The 24,105-nt window shown below is 71.1% G+C and carries 20 protein-coding genes; 10 read left to right on the plus strand and 10 right to left on the minus strand.

The genetic code is table 11. The features are described from left to right. Positions 1-97: 97 nt before the first annotated feature. Both ACFY2Q_RS24640 and ACFY2Q_RS24645 read right to left on the minus strand, forming a co-directional pair. Positions 98-874, minus strand: a complete 777-nt coding sequence (locus tag ACFY2Q_RS24640; RefSeq protein WP_387133922.1) for a DeoR/GlpR family DNA-binding transcription regulator — start codon at positions 872-874, stop codon at positions 98-100. A 38-nt stretch (positions 875-912) separates the two neighbouring features. Then, positions 913-2,904, minus strand: a complete 1,992-nt coding sequence (locus tag ACFY2Q_RS24645) for a beta-galactosidase (RefSeq protein ID WP_387133923.1) — start codon at positions 2,902-2,904, stop codon at positions 913-915. 279 nt (positions 2,905-3,183) lie between these two features. Here ACFY2Q_RS24645 and ACFY2Q_RS24650 point away from each other — a divergent pair, with 279 nt between their 5' ends. From ACFY2Q_RS24650 to ACFY2Q_RS24670, 5 genes are all read left to right on the plus strand, one after another. Then, positions 3,184-4,512, plus strand: a complete 1,329-nt coding sequence (locus tag ACFY2Q_RS24650; protein WP_387133924.1) for an ABC transporter substrate-binding protein — start codon at positions 3,184-3,186, stop codon at positions 4,510-4,512. A gap of 20 nt (positions 4,513-4,532) precedes the next feature. Beyond that, entirely contained in the window at positions 4,533-5,489 is a 957-nt protein-coding gene (locus ACFY2Q_RS24655; RefSeq protein ID WP_387133926.1) for a carbohydrate ABC transporter permease, read from the plus strand. Then, positions 5,486-6,367 (plus strand): carbohydrate ABC transporter permease, encoded by an 882-nt coding sequence (locus tag ACFY2Q_RS24660; protein WP_387133927.1) that lies wholly within the window; start codon positions 5,486-5,488, stop codon positions 6,365-6,367. The genes ACFY2Q_RS24655 and ACFY2Q_RS24660 overlap by 4 nt, the downstream gene beginning before the upstream one ends. Then, positions 6,364-8,499 (plus strand): alpha-galactosidase, encoded by a 2,136-nt coding sequence (locus ACFY2Q_RS24665; protein WP_387133929.1) that lies wholly within the window; start codon positions 6,364-6,366, stop codon positions 8,497-8,499. Before ACFY2Q_RS24660 ends, ACFY2Q_RS24665 begins: the two co-directional genes overlap by 4 nt. An 855-nt stretch (positions 8,500-9,354) precedes the next feature. Further along, complete coding sequence (locus ACFY2Q_RS24670; RefSeq protein ID WP_387133931.1) at positions 9,355-9,675, plus strand: DMT family transporter; 321 nt, start codon at positions 9,355-9,357, stop codon at positions 9,673-9,675. Between the two features lie 54 nt (positions 9,676-9,729). Here ACFY2Q_RS24670 and ACFY2Q_RS24675 read toward each other — a convergent pair whose 3' ends face one another. Next, positions 9,730-11,106: a cellulase family glycosylhydrolase gene (locus ACFY2Q_RS24675; RefSeq protein ID WP_387133933.1), complete on the minus strand. Its 1,377-nt coding sequence runs from the start codon at positions 11,104-11,106 to the stop codon at positions 9,730-9,732. Between the two features lie 379 nt (positions 11,107-11,485). On the opposite strand from ACFY2Q_RS24675, the gene ACFY2Q_RS24680 reads away from it, so the two are divergent. Both ACFY2Q_RS24680 and ACFY2Q_RS24685 read left to right on the plus strand, forming a co-directional pair. After that, positions 11,486-12,448: a TIGR03557 family F420-dependent LLM class oxidoreductase gene (locus tag ACFY2Q_RS24680; protein ID WP_387133934.1), complete on the plus strand. Its 963-nt coding sequence runs from the start codon at positions 11,486-11,488 to the stop codon at positions 12,446-12,448. Next, positions 12,445-13,284 (plus strand): alpha/beta fold hydrolase, encoded by an 840-nt coding sequence (locus ACFY2Q_RS24685; protein WP_387133935.1) that lies wholly within the window; start codon positions 12,445-12,447, stop codon positions 13,282-13,284. Before ACFY2Q_RS24680 ends, ACFY2Q_RS24685 begins: the two co-directional genes overlap by 4 nt. Before the next feature lie 157 nt (positions 13,285-13,441). Here ACFY2Q_RS24685 and ACFY2Q_RS24690 read toward each other — a convergent pair whose 3' ends face one another. The 7 genes from ACFY2Q_RS24690 to ACFY2Q_RS24720 form a co-directional block, all read right to left on the minus strand. Beyond that, positions 13,442-14,404, minus strand: a complete 963-nt coding sequence (locus ACFY2Q_RS24690; protein ID WP_387133937.1) for a hypothetical protein — start codon at positions 14,402-14,404, stop codon at positions 13,442-13,444. 54 nt (positions 14,405-14,458) lie between these two features. Beyond that, positions 14,459-15,274 carry an endonuclease/exonuclease/phosphatase family protein gene (locus ACFY2Q_RS24695; protein WP_387133938.1) on the minus strand — a complete coding sequence of 272 codons (816 nt, stop codon included), beginning with the start codon at positions 15,272-15,274 and terminating at the stop codon, positions 14,459-14,461. 8 nt (positions 15,275-15,282) lie between these two features. Further along, positions 15,283-16,773, minus strand: coding sequence for a phosphatase PAP2 family protein (locus ACFY2Q_RS24700; RefSeq protein ID WP_387133940.1), 1,491 nt, complete (start codon positions 16,771-16,773; stop codon positions 15,283-15,285). Between the two features lie 81 nt (positions 16,774-16,854). Further along, the gene (locus ACFY2Q_RS24705; RefSeq protein ID WP_387133942.1) at positions 16,855-17,856 is read right to left on the minus strand and encodes a YihY/virulence factor BrkB family protein; all 1,002 of its coding nucleotides are present in this window, start codon (positions 17,854-17,856) and stop codon (positions 16,855-16,857) included. Continuing rightward, entirely contained in the window at positions 17,849-18,853 is a 1,005-nt protein-coding gene (locus ACFY2Q_RS24710) for a diacylglycerol/lipid kinase family protein (RefSeq protein ID WP_387133944.1), read from the minus strand. Before ACFY2Q_RS24710 ends, ACFY2Q_RS24705 begins: the two co-directional genes overlap by 8 nt. Before the next feature lie 91 nt (positions 18,854-18,944). Continuing rightward, complete coding sequence (locus ACFY2Q_RS24715) at positions 18,945-19,523, minus strand: Clp protease N-terminal domain-containing protein (protein WP_387134076.1); 579 nt, start codon at positions 19,521-19,523, stop codon at positions 18,945-18,947. Next, positions 19,523-19,759: an HTH domain-containing protein gene (locus ACFY2Q_RS24720; protein WP_007457155.1), complete on the minus strand. Its 237-nt coding sequence runs from the start codon at positions 19,757-19,759 to the stop codon at positions 19,523-19,525. The genes ACFY2Q_RS24715 and ACFY2Q_RS24720 overlap by 1 nt, the downstream gene beginning before the upstream one ends. 156 nt (positions 19,760-19,915) lie before the next feature. Between ACFY2Q_RS24720 and ACFY2Q_RS24725 the strand changes: the two genes are divergently transcribed. The 3 genes from ACFY2Q_RS24725 (at position 19,916) to ACFY2Q_RS24735 (ending at position 24,092) form a co-directional block, all read left to right on the plus strand. Further along, complete coding sequence (locus ACFY2Q_RS24725; RefSeq protein ID WP_387133945.1) at positions 19,916-20,776, plus strand: universal stress protein; 861 nt, start codon at positions 19,916-19,918, stop codon at positions 20,774-20,776. A 66-nt stretch (positions 20,777-20,842) separates the two neighbouring features. Next, positions 20,843-23,236: a phosphoketolase gene (locus ACFY2Q_RS24730; protein WP_387133947.1), complete on the plus strand. Its 2,394-nt coding sequence runs from the start codon at positions 20,843-20,845 to the stop codon at positions 23,234-23,236. 10 nt (positions 23,237-23,246) lie between these two features. Continuing rightward, complete coding sequence (locus ACFY2Q_RS24735) at positions 23,247-24,092, plus strand: universal stress protein (protein ID WP_387133948.1); 846 nt, start codon at positions 23,247-23,249, stop codon at positions 24,090-24,092. Positions 24,093-24,105 lie beyond the last annotated feature (13 nt).

The raw sequence follows: 24,105 nt of genomic DNA on the forward strand, positions 1-24,105 counted from the left end.
GAACTCCTGTGCGACAGCCGACCGATCCAGGATGGAGTCGGACGTTCACTCAACGCGGACCCTATCCAGAAGCCCTGTGAGGTGGCTGTGAAGCCGCCTACTCGGGCTCCACGACCACCAACTCGCCTACCTGTTCGCCGATCGTGGTGCGCGCCTCGGCCGGCAGCCCGGCGTCGGTGATCAGCACGTCGGCGGCCTCCAGCGGGGCGATCGTGGCGATGCCGATGGTCTCCCACTTGGTGTGGTCGGCCAGCACCACGAGCCGGCGGGCCGCGCCGATCAGGCAGCGGTTGACGCCGGCCTCCAGCAGGTTGGGCGTGGTGAAGCCGGTGCGCGGGCTGAGCCCGTGCACGCCGAGGAAGAGCAGGTCGACGTTGAGGGCGCTGATCGCCGCCTCGGCCACCGGCCCGGTCAACGCGTCCGACGGCGTACGGATGCCGCCGGTCAACACGACAGTCTGGTCGGCGCGCGGGTTCTGGTAGAGCGCGTCGGCCACCGGGATCGAGTTGGTCACCACCGTCAGGCCGCGTACGTCGGAGAGCAGCGTCGCCAACGCGGCGGTGGTGGTGCCGGCGGACAGCGCGATGGCCATCCCCGGCTCCACCATCCGCGCGGCCCGCTCGGCGATGGCCCGCTTCTCGGCCTGCTGGCGGATCGACTTCGCGGCGAAGCCCGGCTCCTCGGCCGACCCCGGCCCGGCGAGCGTCGCGCCGCCGTGCACCTTGTCGACAAGGCCACGCTCGGCAAGCGCCTCCAGGTCACGGCGGATCGTCATGTCGGACACGCCGAACCGGCTGACCAGGTGACTCACCCGCACACCGCCGCGCTGGCGGATCAGATCGAGGATTGCGGTCTGCCGCTGCTGGGCGAGCATCTGGGGAACCTCCTTCGCGCCGTGGGCCGTCGTGGGGATCAGGACCTGTCCTCACGGATGACAGCCACCTCACCGGCCGGCACGGCCAGCTCACCGGCACACCGCGTGCCGGTCAACAACTCGACGCCGGCCACCGGGAGCCGGATCTCGGCCCCTGTGTGGTTGATGACGAACAGCCAGGTCCGCTCCCCGTCGCGTCGACGTACCACCTCCACGCCGGTCGGGGCCGGTGCCGCCGCGCGGACGCCTGCCTCGTCGAGCAGCCGGGCGACAAGTCGGTCGGTGGCCGGCTCGTCCAGCCGGGTGCCGACGTACCAGGCCGCGCCGTCGCCGACCCGGTGCCGGGTCAGCGCCGGCACACCCGGCAAGGGCCCATCGGTGTACGACGCCAGCACCTCGGCGCCGTCGGCGTGCAGCCACTCGGTCCACACATCGGCCGTGCTGCCGTCGTCGAGCCGGACCTGCTCGCCCTCGCGCAGTGGGAAGAACTCCTCGGTGCGTACGCCCAGCAGGTCACGGAACGCGCCGGGATAGCCGCCCAGGCGGATGTGGTCGTTCTCGTCGACGATGCCGCTGAAGTAGGTGATGGCGGCGGTGCCACCGGCCTCGACGAAGCGGCGCAGCGCGTCGGTGTCGGCGTCGCGGACCAGGTAGAGGGTGGGCACCAGCACCAGGCGGTAGGCGCTGAGATCCGCCGAGGGGTGGACGATGTCGGCTGTCACGCCGGCCCGCCACAGCGCGCCGTACAGGGCGTTCAGCCGGTCGGCGTAGGTGACGTCGACGCTGGGGTGCGAATCCAACTCGACACCCCACCACGCCTCCCAGTCGAACAGGATCGCCACGTCGGCGTCCACCCGGCTGCCGCGTACCTCGGCAAGGGCCTTGAGGTCCGCGCCGAGCTGGCAGACCTCGCGGAACACCTTCGTCTCGGGGCCGGCGTGCGGCACGAGCGCGGAGTGGAACTTCTCGGCGCCGGCGCGGGAGGCGCGCCACTGGAAGAAGAGGACCCCGTCGGCGCCCCGGGCGACGTGCGCCAGGCTGTTACGGCGCAGTTGCCCGGGCAGCTTGGCCACGTTGCGGGGCTGCCAGTTGACAGCGCTTGTGGAGTGTTCCATCAACAGCCACGGGTCACCGCCGGCCACACCGCGGGTGTGGTCGGCCGCGAGCGCCAACCCGAGGTGCGCCTGCCTGTCGGCGGCGGTCAGGTAGTGGTCGTTGGCGACCAGGTCCACATCGTCGGCCCAGGAGTGGTAGTCCATGTGCTTGATCCCGGTGCCGATCATGAAGTTGGTGGTGACCGGCTGCCGGACCAGCGTCGTGAGCAGCGCGCGTTCGGCGCGCAGTTGGGCACGCTGCTCGTCGGAGGAGAAGCGCAGGAAGTCGAGTTGCTGGGTGGGGTTGGCGAACGTGGGGGCGGTGCGCGGCGGGTTGATCTCGGCCCAGTCGCCGTACCGCTGGCTCCAGAACGCGGTGCCCCAGGCGTCGTTGAGCCGGCCCAGGTCGCCGTAGCGCTCGCGCAGCCACCCGCGGAACGCCTCGGCGGTGACGTCGCAGTAACAGTGCACGTTGTGGCAGCCCAACTCGTTGGACACGTGCCACATCACCACGGCGGGATGCTCGGCGTACCTGTCGGCGACGGCCCGCACCAACTCCAGGGACCGCTCACGGAACACCGGGGAGCTGGGGCAGTACGCCTGCCGTCCGCCCGGCCAGAGGATGGTGCCGTCGGCGCGGCGCGGCAGTATCTCCGGGTGGGCGCGGGCCAGCCAGGGCGGCGGGCTGGCGGTGGCGGTGGCCAGGTCGACCTGGATGCCGCCGTCGTGCAGGAGGTCCAGCACGCGGTCGAGCCAGCCGAACTCGAACCTGCCCGGGGCGGGCTCCAGCAGGGCCCAGGAGAAGATGCCGACGGACACCAGGTTGACCCCGGCCCGCCGCATCAGCTCGACGTCCTCCGGCCACGTCTGCTCGGGCCACTGCTCGGGGTTGTAGTCGCCGCCGAAATAGATGCCGTCACCCTGCCATCGCCGCATGACAGCTGAGGGTGCACCTGACGGCCCGGGTAAGTCAACAAGTTCCAACATCGACAATCTTTCCAACGCTTACCAGGTAACGGCCATGTCACAACTCGGTTATCGAAGGCGAACGGGGACCTTGACAGCACCTGACGGAGGGGTAGCTTGATGCCCCACTGGCCGATCGTGTTCGTCAATGTGGATTCTCGGTGGATCCCGATGTGTATTCACGAGGCCGGACCGCTCACCACCTGACGGCCCTTGGGCAAGGCACCTCTTCATCAGCAGGAGGCACAGATGTCCCGTCCCCGATCCCAAGCCGAGTACCTCGCTCGGCTCGTACCGCCTTCCGTCGCCGGCATCAACCGACGGTCGCTGCTGGCCGGCGCGGCCGGCACCGGCGCGTTGCTCGGCACCGGCCTGCTCGCCGGCTGCGGCGACGACTCCGGCTCCGGCGGGTCCACCACTGACGTGTCGCTCGGCTCGAACCAGTCCGACCCGAAGCCCAAGGACGTCGTCGCCAAGGTCGCCGACGGGTTCAAGACCTCGTCCGGCGTCCAGGTCGCGGTGAACACGGTCGACCACAACACGTTCCAGGAGAACATCAACAACTACCTGCAGGGCAAGCCGGACGACGTCTTCACCTGGTTCGCCGGCTACCGGATGCGCTTCTTCGCGGCCAAGGGCCTGGCGGGCGACATCAGCGACGTGTGGGGCAAGCTCTCCGGCTACTCCGACGCCTTCAAGAAGGCGTCCACCGGGGACGACGGCAAGCAGTACTTCGTCCCGGCGACGTACTACCCGTGGGCGGTCTTCTACCGCAAGTCGGTCTGGAAGCAGTACGGCTACGAGGTGCCCACGACCCTTGACCAGTTCACCGCACTCGGCGCGCGGATGAAGGGCGACGGCCTGACCCCGATCGCCTTCGCCGACAAGGACGGCTGGCCGGCGATGGGCACCTTCGACATCCTCAACCTGCGCATCAACGGCTACCAGTTCCACATCGACCTGATGGCCGGCAAGGAGGCCTGGACCTCCGACAAGGTCAAGAAGGTCTTCGACACCTGGGCCGGCCTGCTCCCCCTGCACCAGCCGGACAGCCTCGGCCGCACCTGGCAGGAGGCCGCGCAGTCGTTGCAGCAGAAGAAGAGCGGCATGTACCTGCTCGGCCTCTTCGTCGGCCAGCAGTTCAGCAACGAGGAGCAGGACGACCTCGACTTCTTCACCTTCCCCGAGATCGACCCGGCGATCGGCGCCAAGGCGCTGGACGCCCCGATCGACGGCTACATGATGGCCCGCAAGCCCAAGAACGAGGACAACGCCCGCAAGCTGCTGGAGTACCTCGGCAGCAAGGACCCGGCGGACATCACCGTCAAGAACGACCCGGCCACGCTTGTCGCCAACACCGGCGCGGACGTCAGCGGCTATACCGCGCTGCAGAAGAAGGCCGCCGAGCTTGTCGGCTCCGCCACCGAGATCGCCCAGTTCCTCGACCGGGACACCCGGCCGGACTTCGCCTCCACGGTGATCATCCCGGCGATCCAGCAGTTCATCAAGAACCCCAAGGACATCGGCGGGCTCACGTCGTCCATCGAGAACCAGAAGAAGTCGATCTTCACCGACTGACGGCGGAAAGGGGAGGACAGATGTCCGACCTGCCCCTGATCCAAGCGGATCGCGCCGTGCCGCCGCCGGCCGCGACCACCTCCACGGGTGGTCGTCGCCGGCGGCTACGGCTCCTGTCCCGCACCGACCGCGTGGTCATCACGCTTATGGTGCTCGTCCCGCTGCTGCTCGTCACCGGGTTGATCTGGCTGCCCGCGGCGGCCACCGTGGTGCTCTCCGGCACCGACTGGGACGGCATCGGCCCCCTCAACGAAATCGATTTCGTCGGCGCACGCAACTACAGCGACGTGGTGAACATCTATCCGCCGTTCGTGCCGGCGATCCAGAACAACCTGCTCTGGCTCGCGGTGCTGTTCCTGGTGGCCACCCCGTTCGGCATGTTCCTGGCCGTCCTGCTCGACAAGGAGCTGAAGGGCAGCCGGTTCTACCAGACGGCGCTCTACCTGCCGGTGGTGCTCTCGCTTGCCCTTATCGGCTTCGTCTGGCAGCTCATCTACTCCCGCGACCAGGGGCTGATCAACGCGGTCTTCGGCAGCAGCGTCGACTGGTACGGCGACTCGAACGTCAACATCTGGGCCGTCATGGTCGCCTCCGGCTGGCGGCACGTCGGCTACATCATGCTGCTGTACCTGGCCGGCCTGAAGGGCGTCGACCCGTCGCTGCGGGAGGCCGCCGCGGTCGACGGCGCATCGGAGAGCCGCACCTTCTTCCGGGTGGTGTTCCCGGTGCTGCGGCCGATCAATGTCATCGTGCTGGTGGTGACGGTGATCGAGTCGCTGCGCGCGTTCGACCTGGTCTGGGTGGTCAACAAGGGCCGCAACGGGTTGGAGCTGATCTCCGCGCTGGTCACCCAGAACGTGGTGGGTGAGGCGAGCCGGATCGGCTTCGGCTCCGCGCTGGCGACCATCATGCTCGTCGTCTCGCTTGTCTTCATCACCATCTACCTGGCGACCGTGATGAGGGAGAACCGGCAATGAGCGTCGACACCCCGGTCCGCCGCCGCCCAATGACGCCGCTGCGGATGCTGCTGCACAGCTTCCTCATCGTCGTCTCGCTGATCTGGCTCTTCCCGATCGCCTGGGCGGTGCTGACGTCGCTGCGCTCCTACGAGTACACCGCCACGAACGGCTACGTCTCGTTCGGCGGCTGGACCTTCGACAACTACGTCACCGCGTGGCGGACAGCGGAGTTCGGCCAGCACTTCCTCAACTCGGTGTACATCACCGTGCCGGCGGTGCTGCTCACCCTCTTCCTCGCCTCCTGCGTGGCGTTCGTCATCGCCCGGTTCAGTTGGAAACTCAACCTCGTCCTGCTCGGGCTGTTCACCGCCGCCAACCTGCTGCCCCAGCAGGCGCTGCTCATCCCGCTGTTCCGGCTGTTCACCGAGGTGCCGCTGCCGGAGTTCATGAGCGACTCGGAGCTGCTCTACGACAGCTACTGGGGCCTGATCCTGATCAACGTGGCCTTCCAGTGCGGGTTCTGCGTCTTCGTGCTCAGCAACTACATGAAGGCGCTGCCCCGCGACCTGTACGAGGCGGCGATGGTCGACGGTGCGAGCATCTGGCGGCAGTACTGGCAGGTCACCATGCCGCTGTGCCGACCGGCCCTGGCCGCGCTGGCGACGCTCGAGGTGACCTGGATCTACAACGAGTTCTTCTGGGCCACAGTCCTGATGCGTACCGGCGACAAGTTCCCGGTCACCAGTTCGCTCAACAACCTGCGCGGCCAGTTCTTCACCGACAACAACCTGGTCTCGGCGGGCAGCGTGCTCGTCGCGATCCCCACCCTTGTCATCTTCTTCATGCTCCAGCGACACTTCGTCCGGGGCCTGACCCTGGGAGCTTCCAAAGGATGACGATCCTGCACCTGCGCCGCGCGCGGACCAGCCTGGTGCTCGACGCGCGCAACCCGAGGCTGCCCCGGGTCGTGCACTGGGGCGGCGACATCGGCGACCTCGACGACGACGACCTGCGCCAGCTCGTGGACGCGACAGTACCGCCCGTGGTGCCGAGCAGCTTCGACGAGCCCACCGTGCTGTCGCTGCTGCCAGAGCCGAGCGCCGGCTGGAGCGGCCGACCCGGGCTGGCCGGGCACCGCGACGGACGGGACTGGTCCACCGCGTTCCGCCTCGACGGGGTGGACGTGCACGACGACGGGTCGAGCGCGGCGGAGCTGACCGTGCGGGCCTCGGATGCCGCCTCCGCGCTGTCCCTGACCATCGAGATCACGCTGGACCCGTACGGCCTGCTGACCGTCCGCCACCGGCTGCGCAACGACGGCGACGGCGCGTACGAGCTGCGGGAGCTGACGCCGGTGCTGCCGGTGCCGGCGGTCGCCACCGAACTGCTCGACCTGACCGGCCGGTGGTGCCGGGAACGGTCCCCGCAGCGGCACCCGTGGCAGCACGGCAGCTGGGTCCGCGAGGGTCGGCACGGGCGTACCGGGCACGACGCCACCCTGCTGTTGGTGGCCGGCACCGCCGGGTTCGGTTTCGGCCACGGCGAGGTGTGGGCGGTGCACACCGCGTGGAGCGGCGACCACGTCACATTCGCCGAGCGACACCCGACCGGCGAGTCGACGCTCGGCGGCGGTGAACTGCTGGCCCCCGGCGAGATCCGGCTCGATCCCGGCGACTCGTACGCCACTCCCCTGCTCTACGCGGTGTGGTCCGACGCCGGGTTGGACGGCCTCAGCCACGTGCTGCACACCCACCTGCGGGCCCGGCCCGGGCACCCCCGCTCCCCCCGCCCGGTCACCCTGAACGTCTGGGAGGCCGTCTACTTCGACCACGACCTGGACCGGTTGCGGGCGCTCGCCGACCGGGCCGCGCAGATCGGGGTGGAGCGGTTCGTGCTCGACGACGGCTGGTTCCGGGGGCGGCGTGACGACACCGCCGGGCTCGGCGACTGGTACGTCGACGAGGACGTCTGGCCGGACGGCCTGCAACCGTTGATCGACCACGTGACCGGCCGGGGAATGCAGTTCGGCCTGTGGGTGGAACCCGAGATGGTCAACCCCGACTCGGACCTGTTCCGCGCGCACGCCGACTGGCTGCTGGCCGTGCCCGGGCGGCTGCCGCCGGCCTGGCGCAACCAGCAGGTGCTCGACCTGGGCCGCCCCAAGGCGTACACCTATCTGTTGGAACGCCTCGACGCGCTGCTCACCGCGTATCCCGGCATCAGCTACCTCAAGTGGGATCACAACCGGGACCTCACCGAGGCCGGGCACGACGGCCGGCCCGGGGTGCACGGGCAGACCGTGGCCGTCTACCGGCTCCTCGACGAGCTGCGCCGCCGGCACCCCGGCGTGGAGATCGAGAGCTGCTCGTCCGGGGGCGCCCGGGTGGACCTGGCCATCCTGTCCCGCACCGACCGCGTCTGGGCCAGCGACTGCAACGACGCCCTGGAACGACTCAGCATCCAACGCTGGACGGGGTTGTTGCTGCCACCGGAACTGGTCGGCACGCACATCGGCCCGGAACGCTCACACACCACCCACCGGGTGCACGACCTGGGGTTCCGGGCCGCCACCGCGCTGTTCGGCCACCACGGCATCGAGTGGGACATCGCCTCGATCAGCGCCGCCGAGCAGACCGAACTGGCCGCCTGGGTGGCGCTGCACAAACGGCTGCGTCCGCTGCTGCACACCGGCCGGGTGGTCCGGGTCGACCACCCGGACCCGGCCGTCTGGGCGCACGGCGTGGTCGCCCACGACACAACCCAGGCGGTGTACGCGGTGGCGCGGCTGGCCACCTCGGTCACGCAGGTACCGGGCGCGGTCCGGCTGCCCGGCCTGGACCCGGACCGGCGTTACCTGGTGCGGCCGGTGTCGGACGTGTCGCCCCCGGCCACCATCGAACGGTCCCCGTCGGGATGGCTGGGCGACGGTGCCACACTCACCGGCGCAGCGCTGGCCCGGGTCGGTGTGCAGCTGCCCGCGCTGCACCCGGAGCAGAGCCTCGTGCTGGAGGTCACCGCCGTCGACTGATTCCCTGCTGATCGTCGCGGCGGCGCCGACGCGTGGTCCCGTGCCTGCGGGACGCGCGGTGGTGTCCGATGGGCCCAGGGCGAGTTCACCCGGCCGGATGGGCAGCTTTACTCGGTACCCGGGGAGTGTGCCCGAGACTGCCTTTGGAGTTGATGTCGTAAACGAATCACCGACGCGTCTCCCAAGATCGCGGGGTGCCGGACGGACAGGCAGCCGGACACCAGCAACCCGATCCCCCGAACGAGCCCGCCAGCGGACCCACGAACAGACCCACGAACAGATCCCACGAGCCGATCCCACGAGCCGACCCCGACCTGGCCCCACGAGCCGACCCCGACCCGGCCCGACGAGCCGACCCCGACCCGGCCCCACGAGCCGATCCCACGAGCCGACCTACACCCCGACCCACGAGCCGGCCTACGAGCGGGTCTACGAGCGGGTCTACGAGCGGGTCTTCGGATCAACGGGCAGTAGGGTCGCACGTCCAGGCCGCCGAGATGGAACAGCTTGTCGCCGAACTCCTTGCGTAACTGTGCGTCGTCAAGGTGCCCAGCGCGGATCTGAATCGTTTACGACATCAGCTCCAAAGGGGCCGCATGGCATATGCCCCGGTGAGCGCGGGCGGCACACCGGCGCCCGAGCCACACCGCACGTGGGCGGATATCGCGGCCCGGCCCATCGCGAGCGGCGCGGGGCGGGGCGGCACGGGACGACGGATCCGGGACGACGGATCCGGGACGACGGATCCGGGACGACGGATCCGGGACGACGGATCCGGGACGACGGATCCGGGACGGCTACGACGCTAGCCTGACCATCGAGGACTTTCCGCCGAGTATCAGGACTGAGGGCCGCATGGCGTACGTGCTGCTGGGGATCGCCATTGCCGCCGAGGTGATGGCGACCAGCCTGCTCAAGTCCACCGCCGGGTTCAGCCGGCTCTGGCCCACAGTGGCCTGCGTCGGTGGCTACCTGCTGGCGTTTCTCCTGCTGGCGCAGGCGGTCAAACAGATCCCGGTCGGCGTCGCGTACGCCCTCTGGTCGGGTCTGGGCACCGCCACCATCGTGGCGATCGGGGCGGTGTTCCTTGACGAGCCGGTCGGGCTGGCCAAGCTCGCCGGCATCGGGCTGATCATCGCGGGGGTGGTCATCGTGAACCTGGCCGGCGAGCACTGACCGCGAGCCGGCTCGGTGGCCGGGTCCGTCGCGAGACCCGACCACCGCCGTCGGTCAGCTCGCGGTGCAGGTCACCTGCGGCGTGCCGTTGGTGCCGGTCCAGCCGCCGATGAAGCCGAAGCTGGTGCTGGCACCGGCGGCGAGCCGGCCGTTGTAGTCCACGTTGCGCGCGGTCACCGCGGCTCCGCTGCTGGTCAGCGTCGTGTTCCAGGACTGGGTGACGCTCTGCCCGTTGGCGAACGTCCACCGGGTGGTCCAGCCGGTGATCGCCGTAGCGCCGGCGGTCACGCGTACCTCACCCTGGAAGCCGCCCTGCCACTGGTTGGTCACCGTGTACGTCGCCGTGCAGCCACCGGCGGGCGGGGGCGTCGTGGGCGGCGGAGTGGTCGGCGGCGGAGTCGTGGGCGGTGGCGTGGTGGGCGGCGGAGTCGTCGGCGGAGGCGTGCTGTCGTAGATGCTTGCCTGCCGGGAGGTCTGCCGGATGCCGTTGGCGCCGTTGAAGATCCGCTGGCCCCAACTGGTCAGGCTGGCCGGGTTGAAGGAGGTGGCCATGTCGAGATATTCCACGCCGCCGCCGTTGCCGCTCCACGACCAGCCCAGCCAACCGATCCTGTTGGCCTGGCTGTACGCGAGGATCGTGTCCTCGTCGGGGTCGCCGTCGGAGTGGTTGAAGCCGAACTCGCCGACCACGATGGGCAGCCCGGCAGCACGGAACCGGCCCAGGTAGTCGGTGATCTCCGCGGCGGTGTCGAAGACGCCGTACATGTGGATGGAGAAGACCGTGTTGCGGGCCGGGTCGGCGGCGAAGACCGACGCGGCGTTGTCGCGCATGGTGAACGACCAGTCCTGCCCCCAGTTCGGTGCGTCCACCATGATCGTGTGGGTCAGCCCGCCGGTGCGCAACCGCTTGATCGCGTTGGCGTTGTCGGTGGCCCAGGACGCGTAGTTCTGGTTGCCGTACGGCTCGTTGCCGATGTTGACGATGACGTACTTCTCCTGGCCGGCGAGGACGTCGGCGATGCTGAGCCAGTAGTCGACAGCGCGGTCGAGGGTGATCGCGCCGCTCTGCTCGCCGTACCCGGTGGTGTCGTGCACCTCCAGCACACAGATCAGGCGGTTGGCCTTGCACAGCGAGATGACGTTGGCGACGTCGGCGTTTGTGTTGCGGGTCCACCGGTCACCGCTGGAGAGCACCACCCGCACGGTGTTCGCGCCGAGCGCCTTGACGTCGGCGAACGCCCGGGTCTGCTGTGGATACCAGGTGTGCGCGTGGTTGACCCCGCGCATGACGAATTCGGTGCCGTTGGCGTCGTACAGCTTGCCGCCCGCGACGGAGAACCCGGTCGCGGCGTGCGCCGGCTGGCCGAACGCCAACACGGCGACGAGCAGCGCGAGCACTGCCGCACCGGCGGCGGAGAATCGAGTTTTCATGGCCTTCCTCAGGGAGGACCCCCGGTGCCCAGCAGGGGTGGGACGTGACAGGGGGATGGCAGCTGCAGCCCGGCAGCCGCCGCCCGGCTCGCGTCGACGCTCGCATCAGCGTAGGGCGATGTATCGATGCCCGCAACCGGTTCAGTGGGCTGGCCAGGAGGCCGGACAGCCGTGACGGCCCACGCGGGCGCGGGCCGTCACGGGGCGGTCATCCCCACCACAGGATGTGCGCCACGCCGGATGTCTTAACCGGTTAAGAGGACGCTAGGCAGGTCTCCACCATCCGTCAAGCGTTATCCGCGCGAACCGGACGGGAGGGTTGAGCCTTGCCGCCCTGGGTATCCCCGGACGATCCAGGCGGTGGAAAGGGGATACCAGGATGGTCAGCGTCGGCTACACCCTGATGTGCGAGCAGGCCGGTCCGAAGCAACTGGTCGATCATGCGGTGCGGGCCGAGGCCGCCGGCTTCGACCAACTGGTGATCTCCGACCACTACTACCCCTGGCTGGACGCCCAGGGCCACTCCCCGTACGCCTGGTCGGTGCTCGGCGCGGTCGCCCACGCCACCTCCCGAGCGGAGTTGATGTCGTTCGTGACCTGCCCGATCCGCCGCTACCACCCGGCCGTGGTCGCGCAGAAGGCAAGCACCATCGGGGCGCTCTCGGACGGCCGGTTCACACTTGGTCTGGGTGCCGGGGAGAACCTCAACGAGCATGTCGTGGGCGGCTGGCCGCACGTGCAGCAGCGGCACGAGATGTTCGAGGAGGCGTTGCAGATCATCCGGCCGCTGCTCAACGGCGAGACGCTCACCTTCTCCGGCAACCACTTCGACGTACCCGACGCCTACGTCTGGGATCGCCCGGAGCGGCCCGTGCCGATGGCCATCGCCGCCTCCGGCCGGCAGTCCGCCACCCTGGCCGCCGAGTACGGCAACGGCCTGGTCTCCACCGAACCCGACCGGCACCTCATCGAGATGTACGACGACGCCGGTGGCGCGGGCCAGCCCCGCTACGGACAGGTGGCCATCTGCTACGGCCCGGACGAGGCGGAGTGCCGCAAGATCGTGCACGACCAGTTCCGCTGGTTCGGGCTGGGTTGGAAGGTCAACGCCGACCTGCCGGGGCCGGAGTCCTTCGCCGCCGCCACCCAGTTCGTCAGGGAGGAGGACGTCGCCGAGGGCGTCCCCTGCGGCCCGGACGTCGACGCGCACGTCGAGGCGTTCCGCAAGTTCGTCGACGCGGGCTTCACCCACGTGGCGATCATCCAGGTCGGCGGCGAGACCCAGCCGATGTTCCTGGACTGGGCGCAGGAACAGTTGCTGCCCCGCCTGCGGGCGCTGTGAGGACGACCCCCACCTGTCGGTTCGGTCGGGCGGAACTCCGGCTGGCGCTCGCCGCGCCCCGGCCCGCCGCCGGGCTGACAAGCGAATGGCGGCTCGTCGACGGGTTACGCACGCACACAAGGCGCGGCGGCGACCCGGGCACCGGCGCGCCGCCAGTGGTGCTGGTGCACGGGCTGGCGGTCTCGCACCGCTACCTCACCCCGCTGGCCGTCACGCTCGCCGCCACCCATCCGGTGTACGTGCCGGACCTGCCCGGATTCGGGCTCAGCGAACGCCCCCGGCACGCCTACGACGTACGCCGGCACGCCGAGCACCTGGCCTCCTGGTTGGCCACGTACCGGCTGCCGGCGGTCTGCCTGCTCGGGCACTCCTTCGGCGCTGAGGTGGCCGCCGCGCTCGCCGCGAGCCACCCCGGGTCCGTACGCGCGCTGGTGCTCGCCGCGCCGACAAGTGACCCTGCGGCACGGTCCCGCCGGGCGCTGTTCGGGAGGTGGTTGGTTGACACCCCGCGCGAGGCGCCACTACAGGCGCCACTCCTGGTACGCGACGTGTGGAACGCCCGGCCCTGGCGGGTCTTCGCGTCGCTGTCGCACTCGACCCGCAACGCCGTCGAGGCCGACCTGGTCCGGGTCACCGCGCCGACCCTCGTCGTCGCCGGTGCCCGGGATCCGGTGGTACCGGCGGGGTGGCGGGCTCAGGCGGCCCGGCTGGCCGGCGCCGACCTGGTGGTCGTCCCCGGCGCCGCCCACAACGTGGCCACCACCGCCCCGACTGCGGTCGCCGACGCGATCCGCCACCTGCTCGCCCCCGCTCTGACGACGCAACCCCCACTCTGACGAAAAGGTGAACCGATGCGCTTCGGCAACACGGAGATCCGTCCGCTCGGCGGCGGCCTCGGCTGCCTGCTGATGATCCTCTTCTCGATCCTCGCCTCGGTGGTGCTCACCGTGCTGCTCAACGTGGTGCTCTGAGCGGCACCGTCCCGGCAGGTGGTCAGCGGCGCAGGCCCAGGGCGCTGAACACCTCACGGGTGACCAGCCGGGCCGGGTCGAGGATCGACCGACGGATCCAGCGCGCCACCGGCGCGACAGTCACCGACCAGATCCACCGCACGCCCCGCAGCAGCGGCTGGACTGTGTGTCGCCACACCCAGCGCAGCCCTCGGCCGACCGGGCGCAGCAGCAGCCGGTAGACGAGCCCCAGCAGCCACCCGGCCGTCCGCCACGCACCGAGCACGGCGGCGACGACAAGCAGACCGACGCCCCGGACCGCCCACCAACACCACCGGCCCAGCCACGCCAACGCGGCAACCAGCGCACCGGCGATCAGGACGAGCCCCTGCCACACGTGCCTGCCGAGGGGCGTGAGCACTGCGCCCAGCCACCGCAGCGGCCGGACCACGCCCCGATCGACGAGCCAGTGCACCGCGCGCCCCAGCCAGACAAGCGGCGGGCGGAACACCACACGCCCCAGCCAGACAAGCGGATCCCACACCAGCCAGCGCGCCGCCCGTGCCGCCGCCAACGCCAGCGCCGCCAGCAGGCCGCCAAGCGCGACAAGCGGCACCCAGACCAGCACGCGGGCACCCCACGCGAAACCCCGTCCCAGCCAGACCAACGGAAGCCAGAGCAGGGTGCGCGCCGCCCAGACCAACGGAAGCCAGAGCAGGGTACGCAGCGCCCAGGCCAGCGGCGCCAGCAGCCAGCGGCGCAGGAACCGACCGGTCGGGTCGAGAACGTGGCGTTGCAGCAGCCGGCCGGAGGTCGCGATCAGCTCCCAGAGCAGGCGTACCGGAAGAACCACGACCAGCGCCACACCCCGCGCGACGGCCACTACCCACGAGAGCGCGACGACTGTCGGCTCCACCTCGACGGGAGCCGGCGGGCGGGCTGCCGGACCACCCACTGTGTACGGTCCCCCGTGGTCGGGCGACGGATCAATGCGGCGGTCGTTCACGGTGGGCACGGTAACCGGGCCGCGCCACGGTCCGAATCCGGGTCGTGTCGCCGATCAGTGGGGCGCCGGGTCCAGGGCCAGCTCGGCAAGCAGCGGATAGTGGTCGGAGGCGGTGTCGGCCGCCCCGCCCCGGATCACCCGGCAGCCCCGGATCCGCCCGGCCAGCGCCGGGGTGCCGAACAGGTAGTCCAGTCGCATCCCGGCGAACTCGTCCCCGCCGAACCGGGTGGGCACGGTGAGACCGTCGGCCTCCGGTGCGCCGTTGGCGGCCGCGGGCCAGAGGTCGACAAGCCCGGCGTCCAGCAATCGGCCGATCGCGCGGGTGTCGACGGCGCCGCCGCGCCGCCGCAGGTGCCGCCGCCGGTAGAGGTCGGGCATCCCGGCCAGGCGGGCGGTGTGGTCGACGCCCGGGTCGAGCGAGTTTAGGTCACCGGCGAGCAGCGCCAGAGGCCCCGGTGCACGGCGTGCCGCCGCCACCAGCCAGTCGACCTCCATCCGTCGGCGTCCCCCGGAGTACGGGTAGAGGTGGGTGCCGAGCACTGTCAGCGGGCCTGCCGCTGTCGACACCACGACGCGGGCGGCGGCGTGGTGGAACGGCCGGCGCAGCGTGCCCGCGTCGAGGACGTGCAGCGGTGGCCGGACCAGCACCGCCACGGGCTGGCCAAAGCAGGAGCGGGCCAGGTGGGGTGTCATGCCCAGTCGGCCGGCCACCTCGGCCATGAGCCCGCCCCGGTCGAAGCCACGCAGCTCCTGAAGCGCCAGCACATCCGGCGCCTGCTCCTCGACGACCTCGATCACCCGATCCAGCCGGCCGGGGTCGCCACCGTCCCGACCGCCGGTGCGGATGTTCCAGGTCAGCACCCGCAGCACGGCGACGCTCAGTCGGGCCGGCCGGCTCGGGCCAGCTCGTCGTCGAGGGTGTCGACGTCCTCCGACTCGATGGCGGGCGTGTTGCCTTCCTTCAGGTCGGCGTTCGGGCGGATGACGAGATAGAGCAGCCCGATCCAGAGCGCGGAGAGCACTATCGCGCCCATGAAGTCGGTGGGGTGGTGCATGCCCCGGTACATCCGGGAGGTGGCCACCCCGACCGGCATGATCACGGCCAGCGCCACGAAGATCCAACGCCACCAGCGGTCGGTACGCGGAAACACGATGACGGTGATCGCCAGCCACACGCAGATCGTGGCCGCGATGTGCCCGGACGGGAACGACGAGGTGGGCATCGGCCCGTCCAGGTTCTCCACGGCCGGGCGCGGCCTGTCGACAACGCGGGCCGAGGCGAGGAAGAGGGTCAGCTCGCCGATCATCGCCAGCGCCACGAACAGCACGGGACGCCAGCGCCGCCACACCGCCAGCACCAGCGGACAGAACACGAGCGAGATGAGCAGGATCGCGTGGGTGTCACCGAACTTGCTCCACCACCAGCTCACCTCGGTGAGCATCTCGGTGTGGTGGTCGGCGAACCAGCGCGGCACCTCCGTGTCGAGGGTGTCGAAGAAGGTGCCCTTGGCGTGGTAGCTGACGTACGTGCCGAAGGCGTACAGCGCGCCGAACACGAGCACCCAGCCGACAAGCAGTTCGGCCACCGCCGAGCGGGGGTGGGCCAGCACGTGCTCCTCGGCCGGGGCGGGTGCGATGTCGTGCCCGGCCTCCGGCTCCAGCCCTTCGGTCAGCGGCGCCACCGGCCGGCCACGCTCGCGGCGCCACAGCCGGAAGGCGTACGCGGTCACGCCGAGCCAGGCGGCGGCCAGCAGCCAGCCGGCGAGCACGTCGGACACGAAGTGCACGCCCAGCGCGATCCGGGTGAGCCCGATCAGCGCCACGAGCACGCCGACGCCGACGATCGCCGGCTTACGCCAGCGGGGCGCCATCGCCGGCAGGAACACCAACAGCAGCGCCCCGTACGCGACGAACGAGCCGAGCGCGTGCCCGCTCGGGAAACTGTTGCCGGGAGCACTGGCGATCGGCACGTCCACCACCGGGCGGAGCCGGCCGACAAGCGCCTTGAGCGACGGGTCGAGGATCAGGCCGCCGACGCCGGTGATGATCAGATAGACGGCCAGCCGGGGCTGCCGCCGGATCAGCAGCCCGACCACGGCGATGGTGACGAACCAGATGAGGATCGGCCGGCCGCCCAGGTCGGTCACCGCCTGGAGCACTGTGACAAGCGGGTGGTGCGGGGCCACGAGCGAGTTGAACCACTCGGCGACGGCGTGGTCGGCGTCCTGCAACGGGCTCCAGCGCACCCGCACGAGCAACAACAGCAGCCCGAAGGCCACCCCGGCGCCGGTGACCGCCACCAGGCCAGCGATGCTCCGCTCGGCGAAATGACCGATCGGACGCCGCGCCACCTCTTTGACCGCGGTCACCCCGCACCTCCCTTGTCGTCTCTGGCGAGGCGCTTTACCCGATCCGCGCCACGCGTACACGTGGGGTGGGGTCGGGGCGGGCTAGAGGGCGGTCATGTCGCCGGTGTCGAGCAGCTCGGCGCGGTCCGCCTCGGGCTCCCACAGGTCGGGTTGGGCGGGTTCCTGCGCGCCGATGCGCACCGCCTCCAGTTGGGCGGCGAAGGACAGCCCGCCGAAGAGCGCCATGCCGGTCAGGTTGGCCCAGAGCAGCAGCGCCATCATGCCCGTCAACGCGCCGTAGGTCTGCCCGAAGTCGTCACTGAACCGCACGTACGCGGCGAGCAGCAGGCTGGCCAGCCACCACAGGACCGTGGCGATGCCGGCGCCGAAGAACAGCCAGGACAGGCCGGGTTGGTTACGGCGCGGCGCGTGCCGGAACAGCACGGCCACGGCGAGCACGGTCAGCCCGAGGCTCAGCGGAAAGCGGACCACGTCCCAGATGGCGTTGGCGACCGCGCCCCACTCGTAGTGCGTGCGCACCGAATCGCCCATCGCGCCGCCGCCGACCAGGATCAGGAAGCCGGCCAACGCGGGCAGGCCGGCGGTGACGGCGAGCACGGCGGCGCGGACGTACTTGCGCAGCGCCGGGCGGTCTCGTTCCACACCGTAGATGCGGTTGGCGCCGCGTTCGATCTGGGCCATCGTGGTGGTCAGCGCGACCAGCCCGGTGAGCAGACCGAGGGTGAGGGCCAACTCCCCGGCGTCCTCGACACGCTCGCCCTCGCCGAGCAGCTCGGCGACCATCTGCTCGCTCTGGCCGGGGGTGAGGGCCAGCACGGTGTCGGCCACCACCCGGCCGCCCTCCTCGACGCCCAGCTCGCTGATCAGGCCGGTGAGGGCGATCAGGAACGGCACCACGGCGAGGCAGAGCTGCAACGCGAAGGCCCGCGCGTGGCTGAACCCGTCGCCGTAGCGGAACCGGATGAAGGCGTCCCGCAGCAGGTGCCAGCCGCCCTGGCGGCGCAGTGTGTGCCAGGCGTCGTCGGCGGACAGCTCCTCGTCTGCCATCAGCCGGGTCTCCGGCACGATCCGGGTGCTACTCACGGCGCGCTTCCTCGATCAGCTGCTCGCCCCGCTCCCCGGCGCCCTCGACGTCGACGGCCAGGTCGGGGGCGTCCTCGGGCTGCGGGACGCAGAGCCACAGCGCCTGCGGCCGGACGTCGGCCCGTAGTTGCCGGCCGGGCGAGATGAGGTCGCCGTCCAGCTCCCGGGGCTGGTCCCGGTTGCTGGTGACCACCACCCGCCGGGCGCGGAACACCTCCATCCGCGGCACCTCGCCGCTGCGGCGGATCACCGCCCAGCCGAGCGCCAGCCAGTGCCGCAGGTTGCGCGGGGTGAGCACGGCGACGTCGAGCCAGCCGTCGTCGGGCTCGGCCTCGGTGAGCAGGCGTACCCCGCCCTGGAGGCGGCCCACGTTGGCGATCAGGACCGAGCGGGCCCGGCGGCGCAGCGGCGGACGGTCGTCGATGCGGATCTGCACCCGCATCGGCCGGTCGCGCAGGTGCCGGGCGGCGCCCACCACGTACGCGGGCCAGCCGATGCGGGCCTTTGTGGTCTCGTTGGTGGCGGCGAGCATCTGGGCGTCGAAGCCCATGCCGGCCATCACTGTGAAGTAGCGGTCCTCGACCGCGCCGACGTCGAGCAGTCGCCGACCCCGCTCGATGGCGACCTCCAGCCCGGCCGCGAGGTCGGTGGAGAGGCCGAGGTTGGCGGCGAGCAGGTTGCCCGTGCCCTGCGGCAGCACGGCGAGGGCCACGTCGGTGCCGACAAGGGCGCTGACGCAGGACATCACCGTGCCGTCGCCGCCGCAGGCGAAGACGAGGTCCACGCCGGCCTTGACGGCCTGCTCGGTCTGCCCCCGACCCGGGTCGTCGACGGTGGTCTCGAACCACTGCGGCTCGGGCCAGCCGGCGGCCGCCAGGGCGTCGTTGACGGTGCGGCGCAGCTCGTCGAGATCGTCGACCTTCACCGGGTTGACCACCACGGCCGAGCGCAGCCCGCCGTCGCCGCCTGCGGGGCGCCTGTCCTGTCCAGCATCCACGGCGTCAGTGTGCAGCACCGGGGCGGTGTCAGCGACCCGCAGACGCGGCGGCGTCGGAAGTGCCACAGACAGGTTTCAAACGCCGCCCCGGTCAGGCCGCTGCCCGCAGCGCGGTCTCCACCCGTCGGCGCAGGTCGTCGAGGTCCACCCCGGACTCGGTGAGCACCAGGGCGCCCAGCCCGTTGCCCTCGCGGAGCACCCCGAGCAGGATGTGCTCGGTGCCGATGTGTCGGTGGCGCAGCCGCAGCGCCTCGCGCAGCGACAGCTCCAGCGCCTTCTTGGACCGGGGCGAGAACGGCCCACCGAGGTGCACCTTGCGCCCCCAGCGTCGGCGTGGCGCCGGCACGGCCTCGCGCAGCGCGTCCGGGCCGAAGGACTGCTCGATGCGGGCGACGATCGCGGCCAGGTCGATGCCGATCTCCCGCAAGGCTGCGGCGTCCGCGTCGCCGAGGCCGGCGCCACCTGTGGCGGTGTGCCGCCGGATCCGATCGCGGAGGTCGTCGGCGCGTACGCCCGCGTCGGCGAGCACCCGGCTGGCGAGGCCGGCGTCGTCGGCGAGCAGGGCGAGCAGCAGGTGCTCTGTGCCGACCGGCCGTTGGCCCTCGTCCCGCGCCTCCTCCACTGCCCGCCGCACCACGCTCCGCGCCCGGTCGGTGAATCGTTCGAACATCACGCCTCCCAGGATGAGTTGACCGCCGGTCGTCCGGCGTGCTTCTTGTGCACCGCCTGCCGGCTGACCTCGAGCGCGTCGGCGATCTCCTGCCAGGACCAGCCCTGTCGACGGGCGTTGTCCACCTGGACGACCTCAAGCCGCTCGAGCAGCCGGCGCAGCGCGCGGACGGCGCGGAGCCCGACCCGTGGGTCGGTGCTGCCTGCCGCTGCCGCGAGTTCTGTCGCCTGGCTCATGCCGTCAACGTACGTTGACACCACCACCTCTGTCAACCCCGGTTGACGATGCGCTCGGCAACGACAGCGATCCGGCCCGCTACCACGACCATCCGACTACCCTCGGTGAAAGACAGCGTGGTCGTGCCGGGCGCGACGCCCGGGAGGTGATATCGGATGGCGGCATCCGCCGACGCGGAGGTGCTCGTCGGCCTCGGCTCGGACCGCGACCTGCCGGTCGTCGAGCAGGCCGCACAGGAGGCCGCCGGACACGGCCGGCCACTGCACCTGCTGCACACCTTCGACTGGAACGCGGCCTTCTCGGCGGACACCGTCGCCACTCCCCGGCAGCGGGCCGAAAGCCTGATCACCCAGGCCGCCCAGCTCGCCCACCAGGTCGAGCCGGGCCTTACCGTCCGCGCCGAGATCGTCGAGAGCGCCATGCTGCCCACCCTCATCCGCCGCTCCGAGACGGCCTTCCTGCTGGCGGTCGGTGACAGCGGGATGGCCGGCAGCGGGCAGAACATCCCGGCCGAGACGTCCGCCGTGCAGTTGGCCGCCCGGGCCGGCTGCCCACTGCTGGTGGTCCGCCGCGAACCCCCACCGGAGGGGCCGGTCCTGGTCGGCGTGGACGGCTCGCCCAGCTCCCACCTCGCCCTGCGCTGGGCGCTGGAGTGCGCGTCCCGGCGCAACACACGCCTGCTGGCGCTGCGCGTGGTGGAGAGCGACGAGGACACCGACGCGGTCGCCGAGGAGCTCAGCGACGCCATGGACCGCCATGCCGGCCACCACCCCAGAGTGCCCACCGAGTGTCGCGTCGTCCGCGGCGACCCCGGACGCGTGCTGATCGACATGTCCCGATCGGCGCAGATGGCGCTTGTCGCCGCCCGGGGCGACGAACCCGGCCGCGCCATGCTGGGCGCGGTCGCCCAGTCCCTGCTCTACCACTCCCCCGCCCCCGTGGTCATCGTCCGCGGCCTGGCCGAAATACCGCTCGCCGGGACCGACGCCCACCCGGCCCGGGACCATCGGCCCTGACCCTGGGGCATCGACAACGGCGAGGCTGAAGGCCGGACGCCCACCCCTACCGCGAGAGGCAGCATCATGGACACCGCTCTCGACGCCCACCGCCCCCTCGCCGACGACGAACTGCGCCGACTGGACGCCTACTGGCGCGCCGCGAACTACCTCACCGTCGGGCAGATCTATCTGCTGGGCAACCCGCTGCTGCGGGAGCCGCTGACCCCCGAGGACATCAAGCCGCGGCTGCTCGGCCACTGGGGCACCAGCCCCGGGCTCAACCTGATCTACGCGCACCTCAACCGGGTGATCGTCGAGCGTGATTTGAACGCCATGCTGATCACCGGCCCCGGGCACGGCGGCCCCGCCATCGTGGCCAACACGTGGCTGGAGGGCACCTGGTCCGAGCGTTACCACGACGTGGCGTACGACGAGGCAGGGATGGCCCGGCTGTTCCGGCAGTTCTCCTTTCCCGGCGGCATCCCCAGCCATGTCGCGGCGGACGTGCCGGGTTCGATCCATGAGGGCGGTGAGCTGGGGTACGCCCTGAGTCACGCCTACGGCGCCGCGTTCGACAACCCGGATCTCGTGGTGGCCTGCGTGGTCGGCGACGGCGAGGCCGAGACCGGGCCGCTTGCCGGCAGTTGGCTGTCCAGCGCGTTCCTCAACCCGGCGCGCGACGGCGCGGTCCTGCCGATCCTGCACCTCAACGGCTACAAGATCGCCAACCCGACAGTGCTGTCCCGGATCCCCGAGGAGGACCTGCTGGCCCTCCTGCGCGGCTCGGGCTACCAGCCGTACGTGGTGGCCGGCGACGACCCGGCAGTGGTGCACCGCACGCTCGCCGCCACAATGGACCAGGCACTGGACGAGATCGCCGCGATCCAGCGCCAGGCGCGCTCCGGCGGTGCATTCGAACGCCCCCGCTGGCCGATGATCATTCTGCGGACGCCGAAGGGCTGGACCGGGCCGAGCGAGGTCGACGGCATCCAGGTGGAGGGCACCTACCGCGCCCACCAGGTGCCGCTGTCGCAGGTTCGCGACAACCCGGCGCACCTCGCCGAGTTGGAGCGGTGGCTCCGCAGCTACCGGCCCGAGGAGTTGTTCGACGCCACCGGCGCGCCTGTGGACGAGTTGCGGGCGCTGCCGCCGCGCGGCGACCGGCGGATGAGCGCCAACCCGGTCACCAACGGCGGCCTGGTGCTGCGCGACCTGACCCTGCCGGACTTCCGACCGTACGGTGTCGAGGTCGACGAGCCCGGCGCGCCGATGGCCGGCGCGACCGGAGTGCTCGGCCCGTGGATCCGCGACGTCATCGCCGCCAACCCGGAGACGTTCCGGCTGTTCGGCCCGGACGAGGTCGCCTCCAACCGGCTGGGCGCCGCCTTCGAGGTCACCGACCGGGCCTGGATGGCCGGCACGCTGCCCGGCGACGACCACCTGTCCCCCGACGGCCGGGTGATGGAGGTGCTCTCCGAGCACCTGTGCCAGGGCTGGCTGGAGGGTTACCTGCTGACCGGCAGGCACGGGGTGTTCACCAGCTACGAGGCGTTCATCCACATCGTCGACTCGATGCTCAACCAGCACGCCAAGTGGTTGAAGGTGACCCGGGCGATCCCCTGGCGGCAGCCGCTCGCCTCGCTCAACTACCTGCTCTCCAGCCACGTGTGGCGGCAGGACCACAACGGCTTCTCCCACCAGGACCCGGGCTTCATCGACCACGTGGTCAACAAGAAGGCCGAAGTGGTGCGGGTGTATCTGCCGCCGGACGCGAACACCCTGCTCGCCACCATGGACCACTGCCTGCGCAGCCGGCACTACATAAACGTGGTGGTGGCCGGCAAGCAGCAGGCACCGAACTGGCTCACCCTGGACGAGGCGATCCAGCACACCCGCCGCGGCCTGGGCATCTGGGAATGGGCCAGCAGCGACAGCGGCAGCGTGCCGGACGTCGTGCTCGCCTGCTGCGGCGACGTGCCGACGCTGGAGACGCTTGCCGCCGCCGAGTTGCTCCGCCAGCACCTGCCGGAGCTGAAGGTGCGGCTGGTCAACGTGGTCGACCTGATGCGCCTGCAACCGGACACCGAACACCCGCACGGCCTGCCGGACAACGAGTTCGACACCATCTTCACCGCCGACCGGCCGATCATCTTCGCCTACCACGGCTACCCGTGGCTGATCCACCGGCTCACCTACCGGCGTACCAACCACGACAACCTGCACGTGCGCGGCTACAAGGAGGAGGGCACCACCACCACCCCGTTCGACATGGTGATGCTCAACGACCTGGACCGGTTCCACCTGGTCATCGACGTCATCGACCGGGTGCCGGGGCTGGCCGCCCGCGCGGCGCACCTGCGCCAGCGGATGGTCGACGCCCGGCAGTCGGCCCGCGACTACACCCGCGAGCACGGCGAGGACGACCCGCAGGTGGCGGAATGGCGTTGGGTCCGTGAAACCGATCCGACAAATCGCTGAGGAGGACGACGTGCGTGACGCGGAGATCCTGGTCGGCTACGACGGCTCCACCGACGCGTCGGTGGCCCTGGACTGGGCACTGGCGGAGGCCGAGCACAGCGGCCAACCGGTGCGGCTGGCGTACGTCTTCGAATGGCTGACAGTGGCCAGTTGGGTCGGCCCGGGCGTGGCGCCCGGCGTCTGGCCTGACGACACCGCTCGACGGCAGGTCGACGACCTGGTGCACAAGGCCGCGGCGGACGCCGCCGCCAAGCACCCCGGGCTGACAATCACCGGCCAGGTGTACGACGGGCCGCCGGCTCTGGTGTTGCAGGAGCGCTCGGCCGACGCCGGAATGCTCGTGCTCGGCAGCCGGGGCCACGGCGGTTTCGGTGGGTTGCTGGCCGGGTCGACTGCGGTGTCGGTCGCCGCGCACGCGCACTGCCCGGTCGTGGTGGTCCGCGACGGGACCGCCAGCGGGCCGGACGGCCTGGTGGCGGTCGGCGTGGACGGCTCGGAGCCGTCGCTCGTGGCGCTCGGCTTCGCGGCCGAACGGGCGGCCCAGCGGCGGGTGCCACTGCGGGTGCTGCACGCCTGGACCCCGGGTCCCGGCGGCGCAGCCGGAGTGCCCGACGAGCGGGCGGCGGTGGAGGCGGCGCTGGAGCCGTGGCGACAGACGTTCCCCGAACTCGACGTGACAGTCGACCTGGTTCCGGGCAGCCCGGCGGCGATGCTGATCGAGGCGAGTCGCGACGCGCGGGTGGTAGTTGTCGGCAGCCGGGGCCGGGGCGGGCTGGCGGGGATGCTGCTCGGCTCGGTAAGCCAACAGGTGATCCAGCACGCCCAGTGCCCGGTCGCGGTGGTCCGGGAACGCTGAGCGGGGCCGGGCG

The organism is Micromonospora sp. NPDC000316 (assembly GCF_042898885.1).
Classification (GTDB): Bacteria; Actinomycetota; Actinomycetes; order Mycobacteriales; family Micromonosporaceae; genus Micromonospora.